The sequence below is a fragment of the Pseudomonas sp. Irchel s3f10 genome (genome assembly GCF_900187515.1).
GTDB classification, from domain to species: domain Bacteria; phylum Pseudomonadota; class Gammaproteobacteria; order Pseudomonadales; family Pseudomonadaceae; genus Aquipseudomonas; species Aquipseudomonas tensinigenes.
Window position 1 is genome coordinate 654539 of record NZ_FYDZ01000002.1, and the last position, 18239, is coordinate 672777.

General features: G+C 59.1%; 24 protein-coding genes. 11 read left to right on the top strand and 13 right to left on the bottom strand.

What is annotated here, in order from left to right; translation table 11 throughout:
- Window positions 1–96: 96 nt before the first annotated feature.
- The 7 genes from murA to CKW17_RS08230 form a co-directional block, all read right to left on the bottom strand.
- Window positions 97–1362: a UDP-N-acetylglucosamine 1-carboxyvinyltransferase gene (murA, locus tag CKW17_RS08200; RefSeq protein WP_007912385.1), complete on the bottom strand. Its 1266-nt coding sequence runs from the start codon at window positions 1360–1362 to the stop codon at window positions 97–99.
- A 22-nt stretch (window positions 1363–1384) separates the two neighbouring features.
- The gene (locus tag CKW17_RS08205) at window positions 1385–1624 is read right to left on the bottom strand and encodes a BolA family protein (RefSeq protein WP_007912386.1); all 240 of its coding nucleotides are present in this window, start codon (window positions 1622–1624) and stop codon (window positions 1385–1387) included.
- 115 nt (window positions 1625–1739) lie between these two features.
- Window positions 1740–2045 carry a lipid asymmetry maintenance protein MlaB gene (locus CKW17_RS08210; protein ID WP_095119474.1) on the bottom strand — a complete coding sequence of 102 codons (306 nt, stop codon included), beginning with the start codon at window positions 2043–2045 and terminating at the stop codon, window positions 1740–1742.
- Entirely contained in the window at window positions 2042–2689 is a 648-nt protein-coding gene (locus CKW17_RS08215) for a phospholipid-binding protein MlaC (RefSeq protein WP_095119475.1), read from the bottom strand. The genes CKW17_RS08210 and CKW17_RS08215 overlap by 4 nt, the downstream gene beginning before the upstream one ends.
- Before the next feature lie 11 nt (window positions 2690–2700).
- Entirely contained in the window at window positions 2701–3168 is a 468-nt protein-coding gene (gene mlaD, locus CKW17_RS08220; protein WP_007912400.1) for an outer membrane lipid asymmetry maintenance protein MlaD, read from the bottom strand.
- A complete protein-coding gene (gene mlaE, locus CKW17_RS08225) occupies window positions 3168–3965 on the bottom strand; it encodes a lipid asymmetry maintenance ABC transporter permease subunit MlaE (RefSeq protein WP_003221704.1) in 798 nt (265 codons plus the stop codon). Before mlaE ends, mlaD begins: the two co-directional genes overlap by 1 nt.
- A complete protein-coding gene (locus tag CKW17_RS08230; RefSeq protein ID WP_007912403.1) occupies window positions 3965–4774 on the bottom strand; it encodes an ATP-binding cassette domain-containing protein in 810 nt (269 codons plus the stop codon). The genes mlaE and CKW17_RS08230 overlap by 1 nt, the downstream gene beginning before the upstream one ends.
- A 275-nt stretch (window positions 4775–5049) precedes the next feature.
- On the opposite strand from CKW17_RS08230, the gene CKW17_RS08235 reads away from it, so the two are divergent.
- The 10 genes from CKW17_RS08235 to CKW17_RS08280 all read left to right on the top strand — a co-directional run bounded on the left by CKW17_RS08235 (window position 5050) and on the right by CKW17_RS08280 (window position 12073).
- Window positions 5050–6024 carry a KpsF/GutQ family sugar-phosphate isomerase gene (locus tag CKW17_RS08235; protein WP_095119476.1) on the top strand — a complete coding sequence of 325 codons (975 nt, stop codon included), beginning with the start codon at window positions 5050–5052 and terminating at the stop codon, window positions 6022–6024.
- Complete coding sequence (locus tag CKW17_RS08240) at window positions 6024–6548, top strand: HAD family hydrolase (RefSeq protein WP_095119477.1); 525 nt, start codon at window positions 6024–6026, stop codon at window positions 6546–6548. The genes CKW17_RS08235 and CKW17_RS08240 overlap by 1 nt, the downstream gene beginning before the upstream one ends.
- Before the next feature lie 8 nt (window positions 6549–6556).
- The gene (gene lptC / locus CKW17_RS08245) at window positions 6557–7129 is read left to right on the top strand and encodes an LPS export ABC transporter periplasmic protein LptC (RefSeq protein ID WP_038357537.1); all 573 of its coding nucleotides are present in this window, start codon (window positions 6557–6559) and stop codon (window positions 7127–7129) included.
- The gene (gene lptA / locus CKW17_RS08250; protein ID WP_095119478.1) at window positions 7116–7661 is read left to right on the top strand and encodes a lipopolysaccharide transport periplasmic protein LptA; all 546 of its coding nucleotides are present in this window, start codon (window positions 7116–7118) and stop codon (window positions 7659–7661) included. The genes lptC and lptA overlap by 14 nt, the downstream gene beginning before the upstream one ends.
- On the top strand, window positions 7661–8386 hold the full coding sequence (gene lptB / locus CKW17_RS08255; RefSeq protein WP_008085069.1) for an LPS export ABC transporter ATP-binding protein: 726 nt from the start codon (window positions 7661–7663) through the stop codon (window positions 8384–8386). The genes lptA and lptB overlap by 1 nt, the downstream gene beginning before the upstream one ends.
- 187 nt (window positions 8387–8573) lie before the next feature.
- The gene (locus CKW17_RS08260; RefSeq protein WP_016984155.1) at window positions 8574–10064 is read left to right on the top strand and encodes an RNA polymerase factor sigma-54; all 1491 of its coding nucleotides are present in this window, start codon (window positions 8574–8576) and stop codon (window positions 10062–10064) included.
- Window positions 10065–10137: 73 nt separating this feature from the next.
- Complete coding sequence (gene hpf / locus CKW17_RS08265) at window positions 10138–10446, top strand: ribosome hibernation-promoting factor, HPF/YfiA family (protein ID WP_093435973.1); 309 nt, start codon at window positions 10138–10140, stop codon at window positions 10444–10446.
- Between the two features lie 11 nt (window positions 10447–10457).
- Window positions 10458–10922 (top strand): PTS IIA-like nitrogen regulatory protein PtsN, encoded by a 465-nt coding sequence (gene ptsN, locus CKW17_RS08270; RefSeq protein ID WP_077571129.1) that lies wholly within the window; start codon window positions 10458–10460, stop codon window positions 10920–10922.
- Between the two features lie 2 nt (window positions 10923–10924).
- Entirely contained in the window at window positions 10925–11782 is an 858-nt protein-coding gene (gene rapZ, locus CKW17_RS08275; protein ID WP_038357533.1) for an RNase adapter RapZ, read from the top strand.
- A gap of 15 nt (window positions 11783–11797) precedes the next feature.
- Window positions 11798–12073 carry an HPr family phosphocarrier protein gene (locus CKW17_RS08280; protein ID WP_008085079.1) on the top strand — a complete coding sequence of 92 codons (276 nt, stop codon included), beginning with the start codon at window positions 11798–11800 and terminating at the stop codon, window positions 12071–12073.
- A 94-nt stretch (window positions 12074–12167) separates the two neighbouring features.
- Here CKW17_RS08280 and CKW17_RS08285 read toward each other — a convergent pair whose 3' ends face one another.
- The 6 genes from CKW17_RS08285 to pmbA form a co-directional block, all read right to left on the bottom strand.
- The gene (locus tag CKW17_RS08285; RefSeq protein ID WP_095119479.1) at window positions 12168–13061 is read right to left on the bottom strand and encodes a ZIP family metal transporter; all 894 of its coding nucleotides are present in this window, start codon (window positions 13059–13061) and stop codon (window positions 12168–12170) included.
- A 30-nt stretch (window positions 13062–13091) separates the two neighbouring features.
- Window positions 13092–13703, bottom strand: a complete 612-nt coding sequence (locus CKW17_RS08290) for a superoxide dismutase (RefSeq protein ID WP_095119480.1) — start codon at window positions 13701–13703, stop codon at window positions 13092–13094.
- 1 nt (window position 13704) lies between these two features.
- Complete coding sequence (locus CKW17_RS08295) at window positions 13705–14145, bottom strand: hypothetical protein (RefSeq protein ID WP_016984162.1); 441 nt, start codon at window positions 14143–14145, stop codon at window positions 13705–13707.
- A 27-nt stretch (window positions 14146–14172) separates the two neighbouring features.
- A complete protein-coding gene (locus CKW17_RS08300) occupies window positions 14173–15549 on the bottom strand; it encodes an aspartate ammonia-lyase (RefSeq protein ID WP_095119481.1) in 1377 nt (458 codons plus the stop codon).
- The gene (locus tag CKW17_RS08305) at window positions 15530–15937 is read right to left on the bottom strand and encodes a FagA protein (RefSeq protein ID WP_095119482.1); all 408 of its coding nucleotides are present in this window, start codon (window positions 15935–15937) and stop codon (window positions 15530–15532) included. The genes CKW17_RS08300 and CKW17_RS08305 overlap by 20 nt, the downstream gene beginning before the upstream one ends.
- Before the next feature lie 250 nt (window positions 15938–16187).
- Window positions 16188–17534, bottom strand: a complete 1347-nt coding sequence (gene pmbA / locus CKW17_RS08310; RefSeq protein ID WP_095119483.1) for a metalloprotease PmbA — start codon at window positions 17532–17534, stop codon at window positions 16188–16190.
- A gap of 108 nt (window positions 17535–17642) precedes the next feature.
- On the opposite strand from pmbA, the gene yjgA reads away from it, so the two are divergent.
- Window positions 17643–18167 carry a ribosome biogenesis factor YjgA gene (gene yjgA / locus CKW17_RS08315; protein WP_007915377.1) on the top strand — a complete coding sequence of 175 codons (525 nt, stop codon included), beginning with the start codon at window positions 17643–17645 and terminating at the stop codon, window positions 18165–18167.
- Window positions 18168–18239: the final 72 nt, after the last annotated feature.

Below are 18239 nucleotides of genomic sequence, written 5' to 3' on the forward strand. Positions count from 1 at the left end.
CATGTCCGGTCGCAATCGGCGCCGGACACACATCTAGCCGGAAACCGGCTCGACTCTTAAAATCAGTGGACACGTCCCTGTGTCCCAATGCAGCTATCAGCCCGGAACGCGACGGATCTTGGCGCCCAGCATCTGCAGTTTTTCTTCGATGCACTCGTAACCACGGTCGATGTGGTAGATGCGGTCGATCAGCGTGTCGCCTTCGGCAACCAGTGCCGAGATCACCAGACTGGCCGAAGCCCGCAGGTCGGTGGCCATCACTGGCGCGCCCTTGAGGACTTCAGTACCGGTAACGATGGCAGTGTTGCCTTCGACCTGGATCTTGGCGCCCATGCGGTGCAGTTCGTACACGTGCATGAAACGGTTTTCGAAGATCGTCTCGATTACCGCACCGGTGCCTTCGGCAATGGCGTTGAGCGAGATGAACTGCGCTTGCATGTCCGTCGGGAAAGCCGGGTACGGCGCGGTGCGCACGTTGACTGCTTTCGGACGCTTGCCGTGCATGTTCAGCTCGATCCAGTCTTCACCGCAGGTGATTTCTGCGCCGGCTTCACGGAGTTTTTCCAGAACGGCTTCGAGGATGGTCGGATCGGTGTCCTTGACCTTGACGCGACCACCGGTCACGGCAGCGGCAACGAGGTAGGTGCCGGTTTCGATACGGTCAGGCATGACCTTATAGAAAGCCGAACCCAGACGCTCGACGCCATCGATGGTGATGGTGTCGGTGCCAGCACCGGAAACCTTGGCGCCCATGGCGTTGAGGAAGTTCGCCAGGTCAACCACTTCAGGTTCGCGAGCGGCGTTCTGCAACACGCTGCGGCCCTTGGCCAGAGCGGCGGCCATCATGATGTTCTCGGTACCGGTCACGCTGACGGTATCGAAGAAGAAGTGTGCACCGCGCAGGCCGCCTTCAGGGGCCTTGGCCTTGATGTAGCCGCCTTCGACGTCGATGACCGCGCCCATGGCTTCGAGACCACGGATGTGCAGGTCAACCGGACGCGAACCGATGGCGCAACCGCCAGGCAGTGCCACTTCGGCTTCACCGAAACGGGCAACCATCGGGCCCAGTACCAGGATCGACGCACGCATGGTTTTCACCAGTTCGTACGGCGCGATCAGGGTCTTGATGGTGCGCGGGTCGATTTCGACGCTGAGTTTCTCGTCGATCACCGGCTCGATGCCCATGCGACCGAACAGCTCGATCATGGTGGTGATGTCGTGCAGGTGCGGCAGATTGCCAACGGTCACCGGGCCATCGCACAGCAGCGTGGCAGCCAGGATCGGCAGGGCGGAGTTTTTTGCGCCGGAAATGCGGATCTCGCCATCAAGACGAGCGCCACCGGTAATAATCAATTTATCCATAAGAATCTCGACGCCCTTAGGCTCAGGTGCGCTCGGCCCAGGCCGCGCTGCTGAAAAATTTCATAGTGACCGCATGGATGCTGCCATCGGTGATCCACGGGTTCAAATGGGCATAGATCTGCTGCTGACGCTTCACCGGGCTCAACGCCGCCAGTTCATCGCTAATCACGTTCAGCTGGAAATTGCAGCCTTCGCCCTCAACTTCTACCAACGTTCCGGGCAGCTTTCCTTCAAGGAAGCTCTTCACTTCTACGGCCTGCATGCTCAACCTCAATCGGCGCCCTGTGCGCACGGGTCGGACATCATACAAAAAAGCCCCGCGCCTGCGAACCCCGCATGGCAGGACTCTGACGGGGGGCTTCTTTATAGATGCTGTTTCAGGGGTGCGCCAACAGTTCGGTCAGTTCACTGACCTGAGCGATTTCGCGCATGTCTTCGGGCATCGAGCGGATGCTGACAGCCTTTCCGGCCGCATTCGCATCGCGCATGAAGCACAGCAGCAACGACAAGCCGACGCTGCTGGACTTCTTCACCGCCGAGCAGTCGATCACCAGCGAAGCAGCCTTGCTGGACTTGATCAGCGTCTGGCCTTGCTTGCGCAGGTCGGCGCCGGTGCGATAGTCCAGCACTCCGCTGAGCAGAAGCTCGTCGACATCACTCATACGAACTGCGGCCTCACTCATTGTGCTGGATTCTTTTCGGTGGCTTCCTTGGCCTTGGCCACTTCACCGGCCCAACCATTGATGGTCTTGTCCAGATCGTTGCCATTGCGCTGCATCGCGTCAGCGAACTGATCGCGGAACAGTTTGCCGATGTTGATGCCGTTGATGATCACGTTGCGCAGTTTCCACTCGCCGTTGATCTTCTCCAGCGTGTATTGCACAGGATAGATTGCGCCGCTGCTGCCCTTGACGGTCATGTTGACGCTGGTGCGGTCACCCGATTCGTCCTTGGCAGGGTCAACGGTAATGCCCTGATTGTTGTACTCGAGCAAGGCGTTACCGTAGAACTGGAACAGGCCTTTCTTGAAGTTTTCCTGGAAGGTCTGCATCTGCGCTGGCGTGGCCTTGCGCGAGTACTTGACCGTCATGATGCTCTTGGAAATGCCTTCGGCATCCACCACCGGCCCGACGATGTTGTTGAGCGCTGTGTAGAAGTCGGTCGGGTCCTGCTTGTATTTCTCTTTGTTGGCAGCCAGGTCGGCCAGCAACCGGCTGGTCGTGTCCTGCACCAGATCATGTGCCGAAGTTGCAGCAGCCACGGCGTTACCCATCAACGGCAGAGCCGCCAGTAACACCAACAGGCTACGTCGCAAGATAGAGATCATTCAAAAGCTCCTCATTTGGCGTCTTTGCTAACGGTATTGAGCAGGAATTTACCGATAAGGTCTTCCAGTACCAGTGACGACTGCGTGTCGTGAATGGTTCCACCATCCTTCAGCGGCTTGTCTTCCCCGCCTACGCTGATACCAATGTACTTCTCGCCCAGCAGACCAGCGGTCAGGATAGACGCTGTGGAGTCGGTCGGCAGGTTGTCGACCTTTTTATCCACTTGCAGGGTTACCCGACCGGTGAAGCTGTCGCGATCCAGATCGATTGCCGTGACCTTGCCGATAGTCACACCGGCCATGGTCACTTTGGCTCTGACCGTCAAACCGGCGATATTGTCGAAGTAGGCATACAGTTTATAGGTGTCGGTGGTCGACGTCGGAGACAGACCACTGACCCGCAAAGCAAGCAGCAACAAAGCCAGGATCCCTGCCAGCAGGAACAGGCCGACACCGATTTCCAGGGTGCGGTTTTGCATCAGAAATCTCCAAACATCAAAGCAGTCAGAATAAAGTCCAGGCCGAGCACTGCCAGCGAGGCAAACACTACAGTCTTGGTGGTGGCGCGACTGATGCCCTCGGAAGTGGGCTCACAGTCATAGCCTTGGAATACGGCGATCCAGGTCACTACAAAGGCGAAAACGATGCTTTTGATCACGCCATTGAGCACGTCACTGGTGAAGTTCACGCTGTTCTGCATGTTCGCCCAATAAGAGCCTTCATACACACCCAGCCAGTCGACGGCCACCCATGAACCACCCCAGATGCCCACGACGCTGAAAATCATTGCCAGCACCGGCAGGGAAATGAAGCCGGCCCACAGGCGCGGGGCAATAATGTATTTGAGCGGATCGACGCCGATCATTTCCAGGCTGGAAAGCTGTTCGGTGGACTTCATGTTGCCGATCTCTGCGGTCAGCGCCGACCCGGCACGACCGGCAAACAACAGTGCAGTCACCACCGGACCCAGCTCACGCAGCAAGGTCAGCGCAACCATCTGCCCCACCGCCTGCTCCGAACCGTAGCTCGACAGAATGCTGAAGCCCTGCAGCGCCAGCACCATGCCGATGAAAATCCCGGAAACGACGATGATCACCAGCGACATCACGCCGACCGAATGCAGTTGTTTGACCAACAGGCCGAAACCGCCGCTGATCCCGCCACGCCCCAGCAAGGCATGAAACAGGAACAGCGTCGCACGACCGAACACCGCGACGGCGTCGATCGCCGCCTCGCCGAACCGGCGCACGCGTTCTATTAATGAAATTCTGCGCATCAGCGCTTCCCCAGAAGATCTGCGCGGTAATCCGTCGCTGGAAAATGGTACGGCACCGGGCCATCGGGATCGCCGGTCATGAACTGACGGATACGCGGCTCGTCCGAGTTCATCAACTCGTCCGGCGTACCCTGCCCCAGCACCTGACCATCACCGACGACATAGATGTAGTCGGCGATGCTAGCGGTTTCCGCCAGATCGTGGGACACCACGATACTGGTGATCCCCAGCGCGTCGTTGAGCAGGCGAATCAGACGGACCAGCACGCCCATGGCGATCGGGTCCTGCCCGACGAACGGTTCGTCGTACATGAGGATCTGCGGATCGAGCGCAATCGCTCGCGCCAGTGCGACGCGGCGCTTCATGCCACCGGACAGCTCATCCGGCATCAACTCGATGGCACCGCGCAGACCAACCGCCTGCAACTTGAGCAGGACGATGTCGCGGATCATTTCTTCCGGCAAATCGGTATGAACACGCAGGGGGAAAGCCACGTTCTCGAACACATCGAGATCGGTGAACAGCGCGCCGCTTTGAAACAGCACACCCATGTGCTTTCGCGCATCGAACAGATCGCTGCGCGAAAGCGCAGGCAGGTTCTGGCCGTTGACCCAGACTTCGCCGCTGGCAGGACGCAATTGTGCGCCCATCAATCGCAGCAGCGTGGTCTTGCCACACCCGGAAGGCCCCATGATGCCGGTGACCTTGCCGCGCGGTATGCGAATATCGACGTTATTGAAAATGCTGCGCGCACCGCGCTTGAAGGAGACTCCCTTCAGCTCGACCGCGTAGGCGTTATCGGCACTCATCTAAACTCCTTGCGATGCAGCCTCTCACTCGGACGCCTGTCTTTACTTAAAAAGTACGTACATCCCGGGCAGGCCGAACTGGCGGCGAACTATATCACTGCAAAGGCTACGCGCCCAAGGCTTGTACCAGCCTGAGTTCGGCGATATGACAGGTGCGCAGGCTCTTTTACCGGGTTTTGGTAACGAGTAATGACAAAGCACGACGAACTTGCGTGAGGCTTTGCCACATAACCGCTATAATCGCCGCCTTTTCATCGGGCTATACGATTTCTGACATGAGCCAATCCAGCGACCTGATTCAATCGGCACAACGCACCATCCAACTCGAAGTGGAAGCCGTACAAGGCTTGTTGCCCCATATCGACGCCGATTTCGTACGCGCTTGCGAGATGATTCTGGCCAGCAAGGGCCGTGTAGTTGTGGTCGGCATGGGCAAATCCGGGCACATCGGCAACAAGATTGCCGCGACTCTGGCCAGCACCGGTACCCCGGCTTTTTTCGTGCACCCGGCCGAGGCCAGCCATGGCGACATGGGCATGATCACTCGTGATGACGTGATTCTGGCCCTGTCGAATTCCGGCTCGACCAACGAAATCGTCACCCTGCTGCCGCTGATCAAACGTCTGGGCATCCAGTTGATCAGCCTCACCGGCAACCCGCTATCGCCGCTGGCCAAGGCGGCCGAGGTCAATCTCAACGTTCACGTCGAGCATGAAGCCTGTCCGCTGAACCTGGCGCCGACCTCCTCGACCACCGCAGCTTTGGTCATGGGTGATGCGCTGGCCGTAGCGTTGCTGGAAGCGCGCGGTTTCACTGCCGAAGACTTCGCCTTTTCTCATCCGGGTGGCGCCCTTGGCCGTCGCCTGCTGTTGAAAGTGGAGAACGTCATGCACGCCGGGCAGGAGTTGCCGCAAGTACAACGCGGTACGCTGCTCAAGGACGCGCTGATGGAAATGACCCGCAAGGGTCTGGGCATGACCGTCATCCTCGAAACTGACGGCAAACTCGCCGGGATCTTCACCGACGGCGATTTGCGCCGAACCCTGGATCGCAGCATTGATATCCGCAGCGCCACCATCGACCAGGTAATGACGGCCCACGGCAAGACTGCCCGGCCCGAAATGCTCGCCGCCGAAGCCCTGAAAATCATGGAAGACCACCGAATCAACGCACTGGTCGTTGTGGACGAAGAAGATCGCCCGGTCGGCGCCTTCAACCTCTCCGATCTGCTGCGCGCAGGAGTGATGTAATGAGCAACGATCTGCTGCAACGCGGCAAAGCGATCAAACTGGCGGTTTTCGACGTCGACGGCGTTCTCACCGACGGTCGCCTGTACTTCCTTGAAGACGGCAGCGAATTCAAGACCTTCAACACTCTCGACGGTCAGGGCATCAAGATGCTGATGAACGCCGGCGTGCAGACCGCCATCATCAGTGGTCGCAAGACTCCAGTGGTCGAACGCCGGGCGAAAAACCTCGGCATCCCCCACCTGTTTCAGGGACGCGAAGACAAATTGGTCGTTCTCGACGGCCTGCTTGAGCAACTGGGCCTAAGCTATGAACAGGTCGCCTATCTCGGTGACGACCTGCCCGACCTGCCAGTGATCCGCCGGGTTGGTCTGGGCATGGCAGTGGCCAACGCTGCTGATTTTGTCCGCGAACACGCCCATGGCGTTACCCGGGCTCGCGGCGGCGAAGGTGCTGCCCGCGAATTCTGTGAATTGATCCTGCGCGCCCAGGGCCGCCTCGATGCGGCCAACGCCGCGTACCTGTGAGCCAAACCATGTTCAGCAAAAAATTTCGTAACTTCCTGCTGTTCGGCTGCATCGCTGCGATTTTCGCAGCGGTCGGCTACTGGAATATCAGCCCGGAACGCTTTCTCGACAAACCACCGGTCACCTCGGTGGAAACGCCTATCGACTGGTATGCAACCAACACCCATACCCTGCAATACCTGCCGGATGGCAAGGTGCAGTATGAAATGACGTCCGAGAAAGCCGAGCACGTGAAGGCAACTGACGTCACGCTCGTGACCAAACCCGACCTGAACATGTATCGCGGAACGGAATTTCCGTGGCACGTGACCAGTGAGCGCGGTGAAGTGAACTCAGGCGGCACCGAAGTCGAACTGATCGATTCGGTACGCGTTGCGCGCACCGATGAAAAGAAGCGTGACATCCTGATCACTTCCACTCGCATGACCGTGTTCCCGCAGCAGGAATATGCGCAGACCGAGCAACCCGTTAGAATCGACGGCGCTGGCGGTGTATCGACTGGCGTTGGAATGAAAGCGTACCTGAAGGAAAGCAGGATACACCTGCTATCGAACGTAAGAGGACAGTATGAGGCTCGTTAAAACCCTCCCTATTTTGCTCAGTCTGGGCGCAGCACTGGGAAGCGTGAGCGCCTGGGCTCTGCCGAACGATCAGCAGCAACCTATCCGTATTCAGGCCGACGACGCCCAACTGGATGACAAGAACGGCATCGCTACCTATAAAGGTGATGTGATCATCACCCAGGGCTCGATGATCGTTAAAGGCAACACCGTCACCATGACTCGCGCGCCGAATGGCGATATCGACGTAGTGACCTCCGTGGGCAACCTGGCTTACTTCGAGCAGTTGCAAACCCAGGGCGACGCCAAACCGGTTCAGGGCTACGGCGTGACGATTCAATACCACGCCCAGCAAAACCGCGTCGTGCTGATCGACAAGGCCAAGGTCGTCGACAAAGACGGCAACGTCACTCAGGGCGAGAAAATCGTCTATGACACCGTGAAGAAACTGGCCAGCGCCGGTCGCGCTACCGGAAGCAAGGTCACCGAGGCGCGTCCGCGCATCGACATGGTGATCCAGCCGAAGAAGAAAACCGACGAGAAAACCCAGTAATGGCAACTCTGAAAGCTCAGCACCTGGCCAAGGCCTATAAAAGCCGCCAGGTCGTGCGTGACGTCAGCCTGTCGATCGACAGCGGCCAGATCGTCGGTCTGCTCGGCCCGAACGGTGCCGGCAAGACCACGTGCTTCTACATGATCGTCGGCCTGGTACAGGCCGATCAGGGCCGCGTACTGATCGACGATCTGGACGTCAGCCACCAGCCGATGCACGGTCGTGCAAAGGCCGGCATTGGCTATCTGCCGCAAGAAGCGTCGATCTTCCGCAAACTGTCGGTGGCTGACAACATCATGGCCATCCTCGAGACCCGTCAGGAACTCGACAAGGCCGGTCGCCGCAAAGAGCTGGAAAGCCTGCTGCAGGAATTCCACATCAGCCACATCCGCGACAACCTTGGCATGAGCCTGTCCGGTGGTGAACGCCGCCGGGTGGAGATCGCTCGCGCGCTGGCAACGGCACCGAAATTCATCCTGCTCGACGAACCGTTTGCCGGTGTCGATCCGATTTCGGTCGGCGACATCAAGCAGATCATCCACCACCTCAAGGCCAAGGGCATCGGTGTATTGATCACCGACCACAACGTCCGTGAGACGCTGGACATCTGCGAAACCGCTTACATCGTCAACGATGGCCAACTCATTGCTGAAGGCGATGCAGAAACCATCCTGGCCAACGATCTGGTCAAGGAAGTGTATCTGGGTCACGAGTTCCGCTTGTAAGCGTAACAGTGCCCGGTGCGCCGCCCGGGCGCTGTATCGATTCAAGCAGGAATTAATACGCTTTAATTGTTACAGCGCTCTAGGCAAACACTTCAGTTTCAGGCATATAATTTGCTTAAGTTTGGCGCCCCGGCGCCCTGTAGTGGATGGCGCATAGCGCCGGCGAATAAGGTGTTAAGCCCCTGCCATGAAACCATCGCTAGTCTTGAGAATGGGCCAGCAGCTGACGATGACACCGCAGCTGCAACAGGCCATCCGCCTGCTCCAATTGTCGACCCTGGATCTGCAACAGGAAATCCAGGAGGCTCTGGAATCCAATCCGATGCTCGAACGCCAGGAAGAAGGCGACGACTTCGACAATTCCGACCCCATGGCCGACAACGCCGAACAGAAACCCACCGAAATCCAGGAACCCTCCTATCAGGAAACCGCCCCGACGGTGGACAACCTCGAGGACGGCGAATGGAACGAGCGCATTCCCAACGAGCTTCCGGTCGACACCGCCTGGGAAGACGTTTACCAGACCAGCGCCAGCAGCCTGCCCAGCAGCGATGATGACGAGTGGGACTTCACCACCCGCACCTCCGCTGGCGAGAGCCTGCAAAGCCACCTGCTGTGGCAACTGAACCTCGCGCCGATGTCCGACACCGATCGCCTGATCGCCGTGACCCTGATCGACTGCATCAACAATCAGGGCTACCTGGACGAAACCCTCGAAGAGATCCTTGAGGCGTTCGATCCGGAACTGGACATCGAACTGGACGAAATCGAAGCCGTCCTGCACCGCATCCAGCAGTTTGAGCCGGCCGGCATCGGCGCCCGCAACCTTGGCGAGTGCCTGCTGCTGCAATTGCGCCAGCTGCCAGCCAAGACGCCTTGGCTGGCTGAAGCCAAGCGTCTGGTCAGCGATTACATCGACCTGCTCGGCGGCCGCGACTACAGCCAGTTGATGCGGCGCATGAAGCTCAAGGAAGACGAGTTGCGCCAGGTCATCGAGCTGGTGCAAAGCCTCAATCCGCGTCCGGGCTCACAGATCGAGTCCACTGAAGCGGAATACGTCGTCCCTGATGTCATCGTGCGCAAGGACAACGAGCGCTGGCTGGTCGAGCTGAATCAGGAATCGGTACCACGTCTGCGCGTCAACGCCCAGTACGCCGGTTTTGTCCGTCGCGCCGACACCAGCGCCGACAACACGTTCATGCGCAATCAGTTGCAGGAAGCTCGCTGGTTCATCAAGAGCCTGCAGAGCCGCAACGAAACCCTGATGAAAGTTGCTACCCAGATCGTCGAACATCAACGCGGCTTCCTGGAGTACGGCGACGAAGCCATGAAGCCACTGGTGCTGCATGACATCGCCGAAGCCGTGGGCATGCACGAATCGACGATTTCGCGGGTGACCACGCAGAAGTTCATGCATACCCCGCGCGGTATTTATGAACTGAAATACTTTTTCTCCAGCCACGTCAGCACCTCCGAAGGCGGCGAATGCTCGTCCACGGCGATCCGCGCGATCATCAAAAAACTGGTTGCTGCGGAAAATCAGAAAAAGCCGTTGAGTGACAGCAAGATCGCTGGTTTACTGGAGGCACAAGGCATTCAGGTGGCTCGCCGCACCGTCGCCAAGTACCGCGAATCCTTAGGGATCGCGCCTTCGAGCGAACGCAAGCGGTTGATGTAAGCCACGTTACAGCGTTCCAGTGGCAGGCTATCCAGCCTGCCGCTTTATGCACTGGCAACGAAGGAGAAGCTGTATGCAAGTCAACATCAGTGGACACCAACTGGAAGTGACCGAACCTCTGCGCACCTACATCAACGAAAAACTCGACCGATTAGAGCGCCATTTCGACAAGATCACCAACGTGCAAGTCACGATGTGCGTCGAAAAGCTGAAGCAGAAAATCGAAGCCACCTTGCATATTCCCGGCGGAGAAGTGGTTGCCAATGCCGAGCATGACGACATGTATGCCGCCATTGACCTACTGACCGACAAGCTGGATCGCCAACTCAAAAAGCATAAGGAAAAGACCCAAAGCCTCCTCCAGGGCGCGACAGGTCGATAACCCCCCATTCCATGATCCGACTTGAAAGTATCCTGACCCCCGGCCGTTCCCTCGTGAACGTGCCGGGTGGCAGTAAAAAGAAAGCCCTCGAACAAATTGCCAACCTGATCGCCCGCGAAGTGCCGGATCTGGCCATGCAGGATGTCTTCGAGGCGTTGATTGCCCGTGAAAAACTCGGTTCCACCGGTTTTGGTAACGGCATCGCCATCCCCCATTGCCGCCTCAAGGGTTGCCAGGCGCCGATCAGCGCGCTGATGCACCTTGACGCTCCGATCGATTTCGACGCCATTGACGGCGCTCCGGTTGACCTGCTGTTTGTTTTGCTGGTCCCGGAAGCCGCCACCGATGCGCATCTGGAGTTGCTACGTCAGATCGCCAGCATGCTGGATCGTAAGGAAGTGCGCGAAAAGCTGCGTAGCGCACCGAGTAGCGAAGCCTTGTATCAGGTCGTCCTGAGCGAGCAGAACGGGCATTAATCATGCGTTTGATCATCGTCAGCGGCCGTTCCGGCTCGGGTAAAAGTACGGCTCTGGATGTCCTTGAGGACAACGGCTATTACTGCATCGACAACCTGCCCGCAGGCTTGCTGCCGGAACTGGCCGAACGCGCACTGATTCACACTGAGCTGGCGCAACCGCTGGTGGCCGTGTCGATCGATGCGCGTAACTTGCCGAGCCATCTGACGCGCTTTCCCGAGTTGCTTGAAGATGTCCGGGCCAAGCACATTCAGTGTGATGTCCTGTATCTGGACGCCGACGAAGAAACCCTGCTCAAGCGTTTCTCCGAAACCCGCCGTCGCCATCCACTGAGCAACGCCAATCGCTCGCTGGCCGAAGCGATCCAGGATGAAACCGCCCTGCTCGGCCCGATCGCCGACCTCGCCGATCTGAAAATCAACACCACCAACCTCAACCTGTACCAGTTGCGCGACTCCATCAAGCTGCGCCTGCTGAATCAGCCGGAGCCGGGCACCGCGTTTCTGGTCGAGTCATTTGGCTTCAAGCGCGGCATGCCGGTGGATGCGGATCTGGTGTTCGATGTGCGCTGCCTGCCCAATCCGTACTGGAAGCCGGAACTGCGTGCGCAATCGGGTCTCGATGCGCCGGTGGCTGAATACCTGGCGGCACAGCCGGAGGTCGAAGAGATGTTTCAGGACATCTTCACCTACCTGCACAAATGGCTGCCGCGCTTCGCCGCCAGCAACCGTGCCTACGTCACCATTGCCATTGGCTGCACCGGCGGGCATCACCGCTCCGTCTACCTGACCGAACGTCTGGGTCAGGCCCTGCAGAAAACCCTGAAGAACGTCCAGGTTCGCCACCGCGACCTCACTTAAAGGATTCACACCGCGATGCCTGCTCTGGAAATCGAAATCATCAACAAGCTGGGCCTGCATGCCCGCGCATCGGCCAAGTTTGTCGGGGTGGCCGGGCAGTATCCGGATTGCACTATCAGAGTGGGTCGTACACCAGAGACCACGGTTGACGGTAAAAGCATCATGGCGATGATGATGCTGGCGGCAGGCAAGGGCACCAAGATCTATCTGAGTACTGAAGGGCATCAGGAACAGGAAGCGCTGGATGCGCTGGTGGCGTTGATCAACAACTATTTCGACGAAGGCGGCTGATAGCCAAAAACAAAAGATCGCAGCCTTCGGCAGCTCCTGCATTGGAATGCGTTCCCTGTAGGAACTGCCGAAGGCTGCGATCTTTTGATCTGCTTCAGCCCAACGCCGTATCCATCACCATCATCAGACAAAACCCGATCAACAGGCCAAGACTGGCCAGTTTGTCATGACCATTGCGTCGCGACTCGGGAATCACTTCGTGGGTCACCACCAGCAGCATCGCCCCCGCCGCCAGTGCCAGACCTAACGGCAACAACACCTGCGCCAGACTGACCAGCCACGCGCACAACAGCGCAAACACCGGCTCGACCAGACCTGACGCCGCGCCGATCAGAAACGCCTTGACCCGCGACATCCCCGCCCCGGCCAACACCAGCGCAATCACCAGACCTTCCGGCACATCCTGCAAAGCGATGCCCATGGCCAGACTGTCCGCGTCCGGCATGCCGCCGCCGGCAGAAACGCCAACGGCCATACCTTCAGGAATGTTATGGGCAATGATGGCGAACACGAACAGCCAGATCCGCGGCGGTATCACCGGATGCTCGACGGTGCCGACGAGCATTTCCGGGGAAGCGCCGGAAATCTTGCGATCGACCAGGTACAGCCCGAACGCACCAAGCATGATGCCGAAACAGATCAGGCCGCTGGCACCCCACGGAGTCAGACCCAGGCTTTCGGCGGCGGCAATTCCCGGTACGATCAGCGAAAACGCCGTCGCCGCTAGCATCACGCCGGCGCCAAACCCCAGCAAAGTATCGCTGAGCGCCTGCGGCATACGCCGAATCACCAGCACCGGCACAGCGCCAAGCGCCGTGCCCAGGGCGCAGATCGCACCACCCTGCAACGCCCGCGACAGCCTCGGTTCGAGATTCAGCCATTCCAGCCCGTGGGCGACCAGCAAGGTCATGCCCGCCAACAGCAACAGCGATCCCACTGCGTAACGAAACATACGCCCACTTCCGATCGCCAGTGTTTCAGTGCCCATAGTCAGCCTTGGATTGTTTTTATAGAAGACTTAAACCAGTGCGGCCTGATAGCGCGCAGCCACTTCAGGCCAATTGATCACGTTGTAGAACGCATTGATGTATTCCGGGCGACGGTTCTGATAGCGCAGGTAATAGGCGTGCTCCCAGACGTCGAGACCGAGGATCGGCGTATTGCCATTCATCAACGGGCTGTCCTGATTGCCGCTGCTTTCCACCACCAGTTTCTTTTCCGGGGTGACGCTGAGCCAGGCCCAGCCGCTGCCGAAACGGGTCAACGCGGCTTTGGTGAAGGCTTCCTTGAAACTGTCGAGACCACCCAGTTGCTCATCAATCGCCTTGGCCAGTACGCCGTCCGGCTTACCGCCACCGCTCGGCACCATGACTTCCCAGAACAGCGAGTGGTTGGCGTGACCGCCGCCCTGATTGATCACCGCCGCACGGAGCTTTTCCGGCAATTGCTGAACGCTGGCGACGAGTTTTTCCACTGGCCATTCGGCGTATTCAGTGCCTTCTACCGCCGCGTTGAGGTTGTTGATGTAGGTCTGGTGATGCTTGGTGTAGTGAATTTCCATGGTCTGCGCATCGATATGCGGCTCGAGGGCGTCGTAGGCGTAAGGCAAGGCAGGCAAGGTAAAAGCCATTTCAATGGACTCCATGGTGATGTGGGGCAGGCGCACGGCGCGCATTGCCGGTATCCGGGTGCAGCAGGCGCTGGGTGCGCGGGTATTCGCCGTGTTCGCTGATGAAATTCAGCAGCTCGACGTAGGTCTTGCTGCTCTGGCGCAGCGCCGCTTCACGCAACGCCAGGCGCTGACGTTCGTCCTGCATGGTCTGCAACAGTCGTTGATGGATCGCGCAGAGGTATTCGGCGCTCTCCTCCGGCTGGTTCAGACGCAAGTGCAAATCCGCGAGGTTGTGGTGCGAGATGACGCAGGCCGCCACCGCTTCGTCGGCGTCCGCCCAGCGTTCAAACAACACTTGCGCCAGGGCCAGGGCTTGCAGGTAAGCCTCACGGGCGTCGATCAATTCGCCGAGCATGAAGCAGCGATTGGCCCGTTCGATCGTGCGTTTCCAGTGCTCCATGGTGAGCCTCCAAAGCGGTTGCAGGTTTTACACGCCGCCGGCGGTGAGTTTCTCGGGATTGAGCAACTCTTCCAGCTGGCTGCGCGACAGGTCGGTATGTTCGAGGGCGACGTCGATCACCGCGCGGCCTTCCTTGTAGGCCTGCTTGGCGATCTCAGCGGCTTTCTGGTAACCGATAATCGGGTTGAGCGCGGTGACCAGAATCGGGTTGCGCGAAAGCGCTTCTTTCAAGCGCGACTCGTTGACCTTGAAGCTGGCGATGGCTTTGTCGCCGAGCAGGCGGCTGGAGTTGGCCAGCAGTTCGATGCTGCTCAACAGGTTTTGCGCGATGATCGGCAGCATCACGTTGAGTTCGAAGTTGCCCGACTGGCCGGCGATGGTGATCACCGAATCGTTGCCGATGACTTGCGCGGCGACCATGGCGGTGGCTTCCGGGATCACCGGATTGACCTTGCCCGGCATGATCGACGAGCCCGGTTGCAGGGCTTCCAGTTCGATTTCACCAAGGCCGGCGAGCGGGCCGGAGTTCATCCAGCGCAGGTCGTTGGCGATTTTCATCAGCGACACGGCGGTGGCTTTAAGCTGGCCAGAAACGGCGACGGCGGTGTCTTGCGAACCGATCAGCGCGAACAGATCCTTGCCCGGGGTGAACTGCACGTCGGTCAGTTGGCTCAACTGACGGCTGAAACGCGCGGCGAATTCAGGATGCGCGTTGATCCCGGTGCCGACCGCCGTGCCGCCCTGCGCCAGCGATTGCAGGCTCGGCAGCAAATCCTGCAGGTGGCCGATGTTGGCCTTGAGCTGCTGCGCCCAGCCATTGAGCACTTGGCTCATGCGCACCGGCATCGCGTCCATCAAATGCGTGCGGCCGGTTTTGACGTGGTGATGCACTTGCCCGGCCTTTTGTTCGATCACTTGCACCAGGTGCAGCAGCGCCGGCAGCAGTTGTTCGTGCAGGGCCAGCGCAGCGCTGACGTGGATGGTGGTCGGGATGATGTCGTTGCTGCTTTGGCCACAGTTGACGTGATCGTTGGCGTTGACCGGCTCGCCGAGCAAACGGCTGGCCAGGGTGGCAATCACTTCATTGGCGTTCATGTTGGAGCTGGTGCCGGAGCCGGTCTGGAAGATGTCCACCGGGAAATGCTGCATGAAATCGCCTTCGAGCAAACCTTGCGCGGCGTCGCTGATGGCTTTGCCCTGAGCGGCAGTGATCTGGTTGAGTTCGACGTTGGCGCGGGCTGCGGCGGCTTTGGCGAAGATCAGTGCGCGGATGAATTGCGTCGGCATCGGCTTGCCGCTGATCGGGAAGTTATCCACTGCGCGCTGGGTTTGCGCGCCGTAGAGAGCGTCCACCGGCACCTGCAGTTCGCCCATGCTGTCGCGCTCAATACGTGTCTTGGTCATCGGTAAATCCTTGGACTAATTCAATGAGAGGAATCGAGGGAAGCAGTTCGCAAGTGGCGAGCTGCCAGGTGTAGCGTTGCCAGCGGTTGAGCCGGCATTTGCACAGGGACAGGCGCTCCATTTCACGCAGCGGGCGCCAGGCTTGATCGAGACAGAGGCTGCGCCAGTGCCACGGCAAGGCGATGTCGGTGGCCGTGTCGAGCAGCAAACGGAAGGAAGTTTCAGCGATGGTCCAGGGAGAAGTTGCCGTACAACAGGCCAGATACCGGCCTTCGGCCAGATAGTGTTCGATCAGGCGCGGCTCGTCGGGATCCATCGCGCAACGGATCTGGCGACTCATCCAGCGCCAGCTTTCGAGGTACGGCTGCTCGTGCAAGGCAGAACTCATGATCCGGGCTCATCCGATAATGAGATTTATTATTAGATGATAATGAGAACCAAAACAAGAGTGCCTAGTTACACAGACTCCATTGTGGGAGCGAGCCTGCTCGCGAAGGCGTCCTGTCAATCTCCCGGGCGGTCGGCAGTAAAATCACTTTCGCGAGCGGGCTCGCTCCCACATTGGTTTTGTGTGGAGCCAATAAAAAAGGCGCGCCACCCGATGAGGTGGCGCGCCTTTTGTGTATGACGGCTGCGGTTTAGCTGCCCGCGACAGTCATCCGCTCGATCAACACCGAACCGGTGCGAATGTTGCTGCGTAGCTCAAGATCATTACCAACGGCCACGATCTGCTTGAACATGTCGCGCATGTTGCCGGCGATGGTAACTTCCTGCACCGCGAACTGGATTTCACCGTTCTCGACCCAGAAACCCGCCGCCCCGCGCGAATAGTCGCCGGTGACCATGTTCAAGCCATGGCCCATCAGCTCGGTGACCAACAAGCCACGGCCCATGCGCTTCAACAGCGCCGCCTGATCCTCATCGCCATGAGTGACGAACAGGTTGTGCACGCCACCCGCGTTAGCGGTGCTCGGCATGCCTAGTTTGCGTCCGGAGTACGTGCCGAGAATGTACGAGACCAATTCGCCCTTTTCGACGAACGGTTTGGCGTACGTCGCCAGCCCATCACCGTCGTACGAAGCACTGCCCATTGCGCGCATCAGGTGCGGACGCTCATCGATGGTCAGCCATTCCGGGAACAATTTTTGCCCCAGAGTGCCTTCAAGGAACGACGATTTGCGATACAGACTGCCGCCGGACACTGCGGAAAGAAAACTGCCGAACAGGCCACCGGCCAGCTCAGCGGAAAACAGTACCGGCACTTCACAGGTCGGCACCGGCCGCGCGCCCAGGCGACTCGCGGCTCGTTGCGCAGCACGCTTACCGATGCTGACCGGATCGTCGAGCAATTCGCCCTGACGGCTCACGTCGTACCAGTAATCGCGCTGCATCTGGCCGTCGGCCTCGGCGATCATCACGCAGCTCAAGCTGTGTCGGGTCGATGCGTAGCCACCGATGAAACCGTGACTGTTGCCGTACACACGGCAGCCCTGATGAGTGCTGAGGGTGGTGCCGTCAGCGTTCTTGATCCGCGCATCGGCGTCGAATGCCGCTGCTTCACAGAGCAAGGCCTTCTCGATGGCCTGCTCCGGCGTGATGTCCCACTCGTGGAACAGATCGAAATCGTGCTGTTCCTTGGCCATCAACGCCGCATCGGCCAGGCCCGAGGCTTCGTCTTCGGAAGTGTGTTTGGCGATAGCCAGTGCCGCCGCGACGGTTTCGCGAATGGCGTCCGGCCCGGTGGCGGAGGTGCTGGCCGAGCCTTTGCGCTGGCCCACATACAGCGTGATGCCAAAGCCCTGATCACGGTTGAATTCAACCGTTTCGACTTCGCGCTGACGCACCGAGGTCGACAGGCCCTGCTCCAGCGACACGGCTACTTCGCAGGCGCTGGCGCCCTGACGCTTGGCTTCGGCGATGATCTGCTCGACCTGCTCCTGCAGTGCCGGCAATGCCTGCGGGCCGACGCTTTGAACTGCACTCATGCTCATCTCCACTCAAATTCTGCTTTCGGCTGGGGTCATCGAGCGACCGGGCCGGACAAGCGGCCCCCGACTGGTTATCATGGCGGCGTTTCTTTGCGGACTGCCACCATGGTTGATTCTTACGACGACTCCCTCGATACGGGAGAAAAAAGCAAATCTCAGGTCAAACGCGAGCTGCATGCTCTGGTTGACCTCGGCGAGCGCCTGACAACACTCAAGCCTGACTTGATTGCAAAACTGCCACTGACCGACGCCATGCGCCGGGCTTTGGCCGATGCGCCCAAGCACACCGCGAACATCGCGCGTAAACGGCACCTGCAGTTCATCGGCAAACTGATGCGCGATCAGGACACTGACGCGATTCTGACCTTGCTCGATCAACTCGATGCCTCGACTCGTCAGTACAACGAGCGTTTCCACAATCTCGAACGCTGGCGTGATCGCCTGATCGCGGGCGACGATGCCGTGCTGGAAAAATTCGTCGTCGAGTACCCGGACGCCGATCGCCAGCAATTGCGTTCCCTGATCCGTCAGGCTCAGCACGAGGTTGCGCAAAACAAACCTCCTGCTTCCAGCCGCAAGATCTTCAAGTACATCCGTGAGCTGGACGAGACTCAACGCGGCCTGCGTTGATATCTCGCCCCTGTAGGAGCTGCCGCAGGCTGCGATCTTTTGATCTTAAGAGCAAAGATCGCAGCCTGCGGC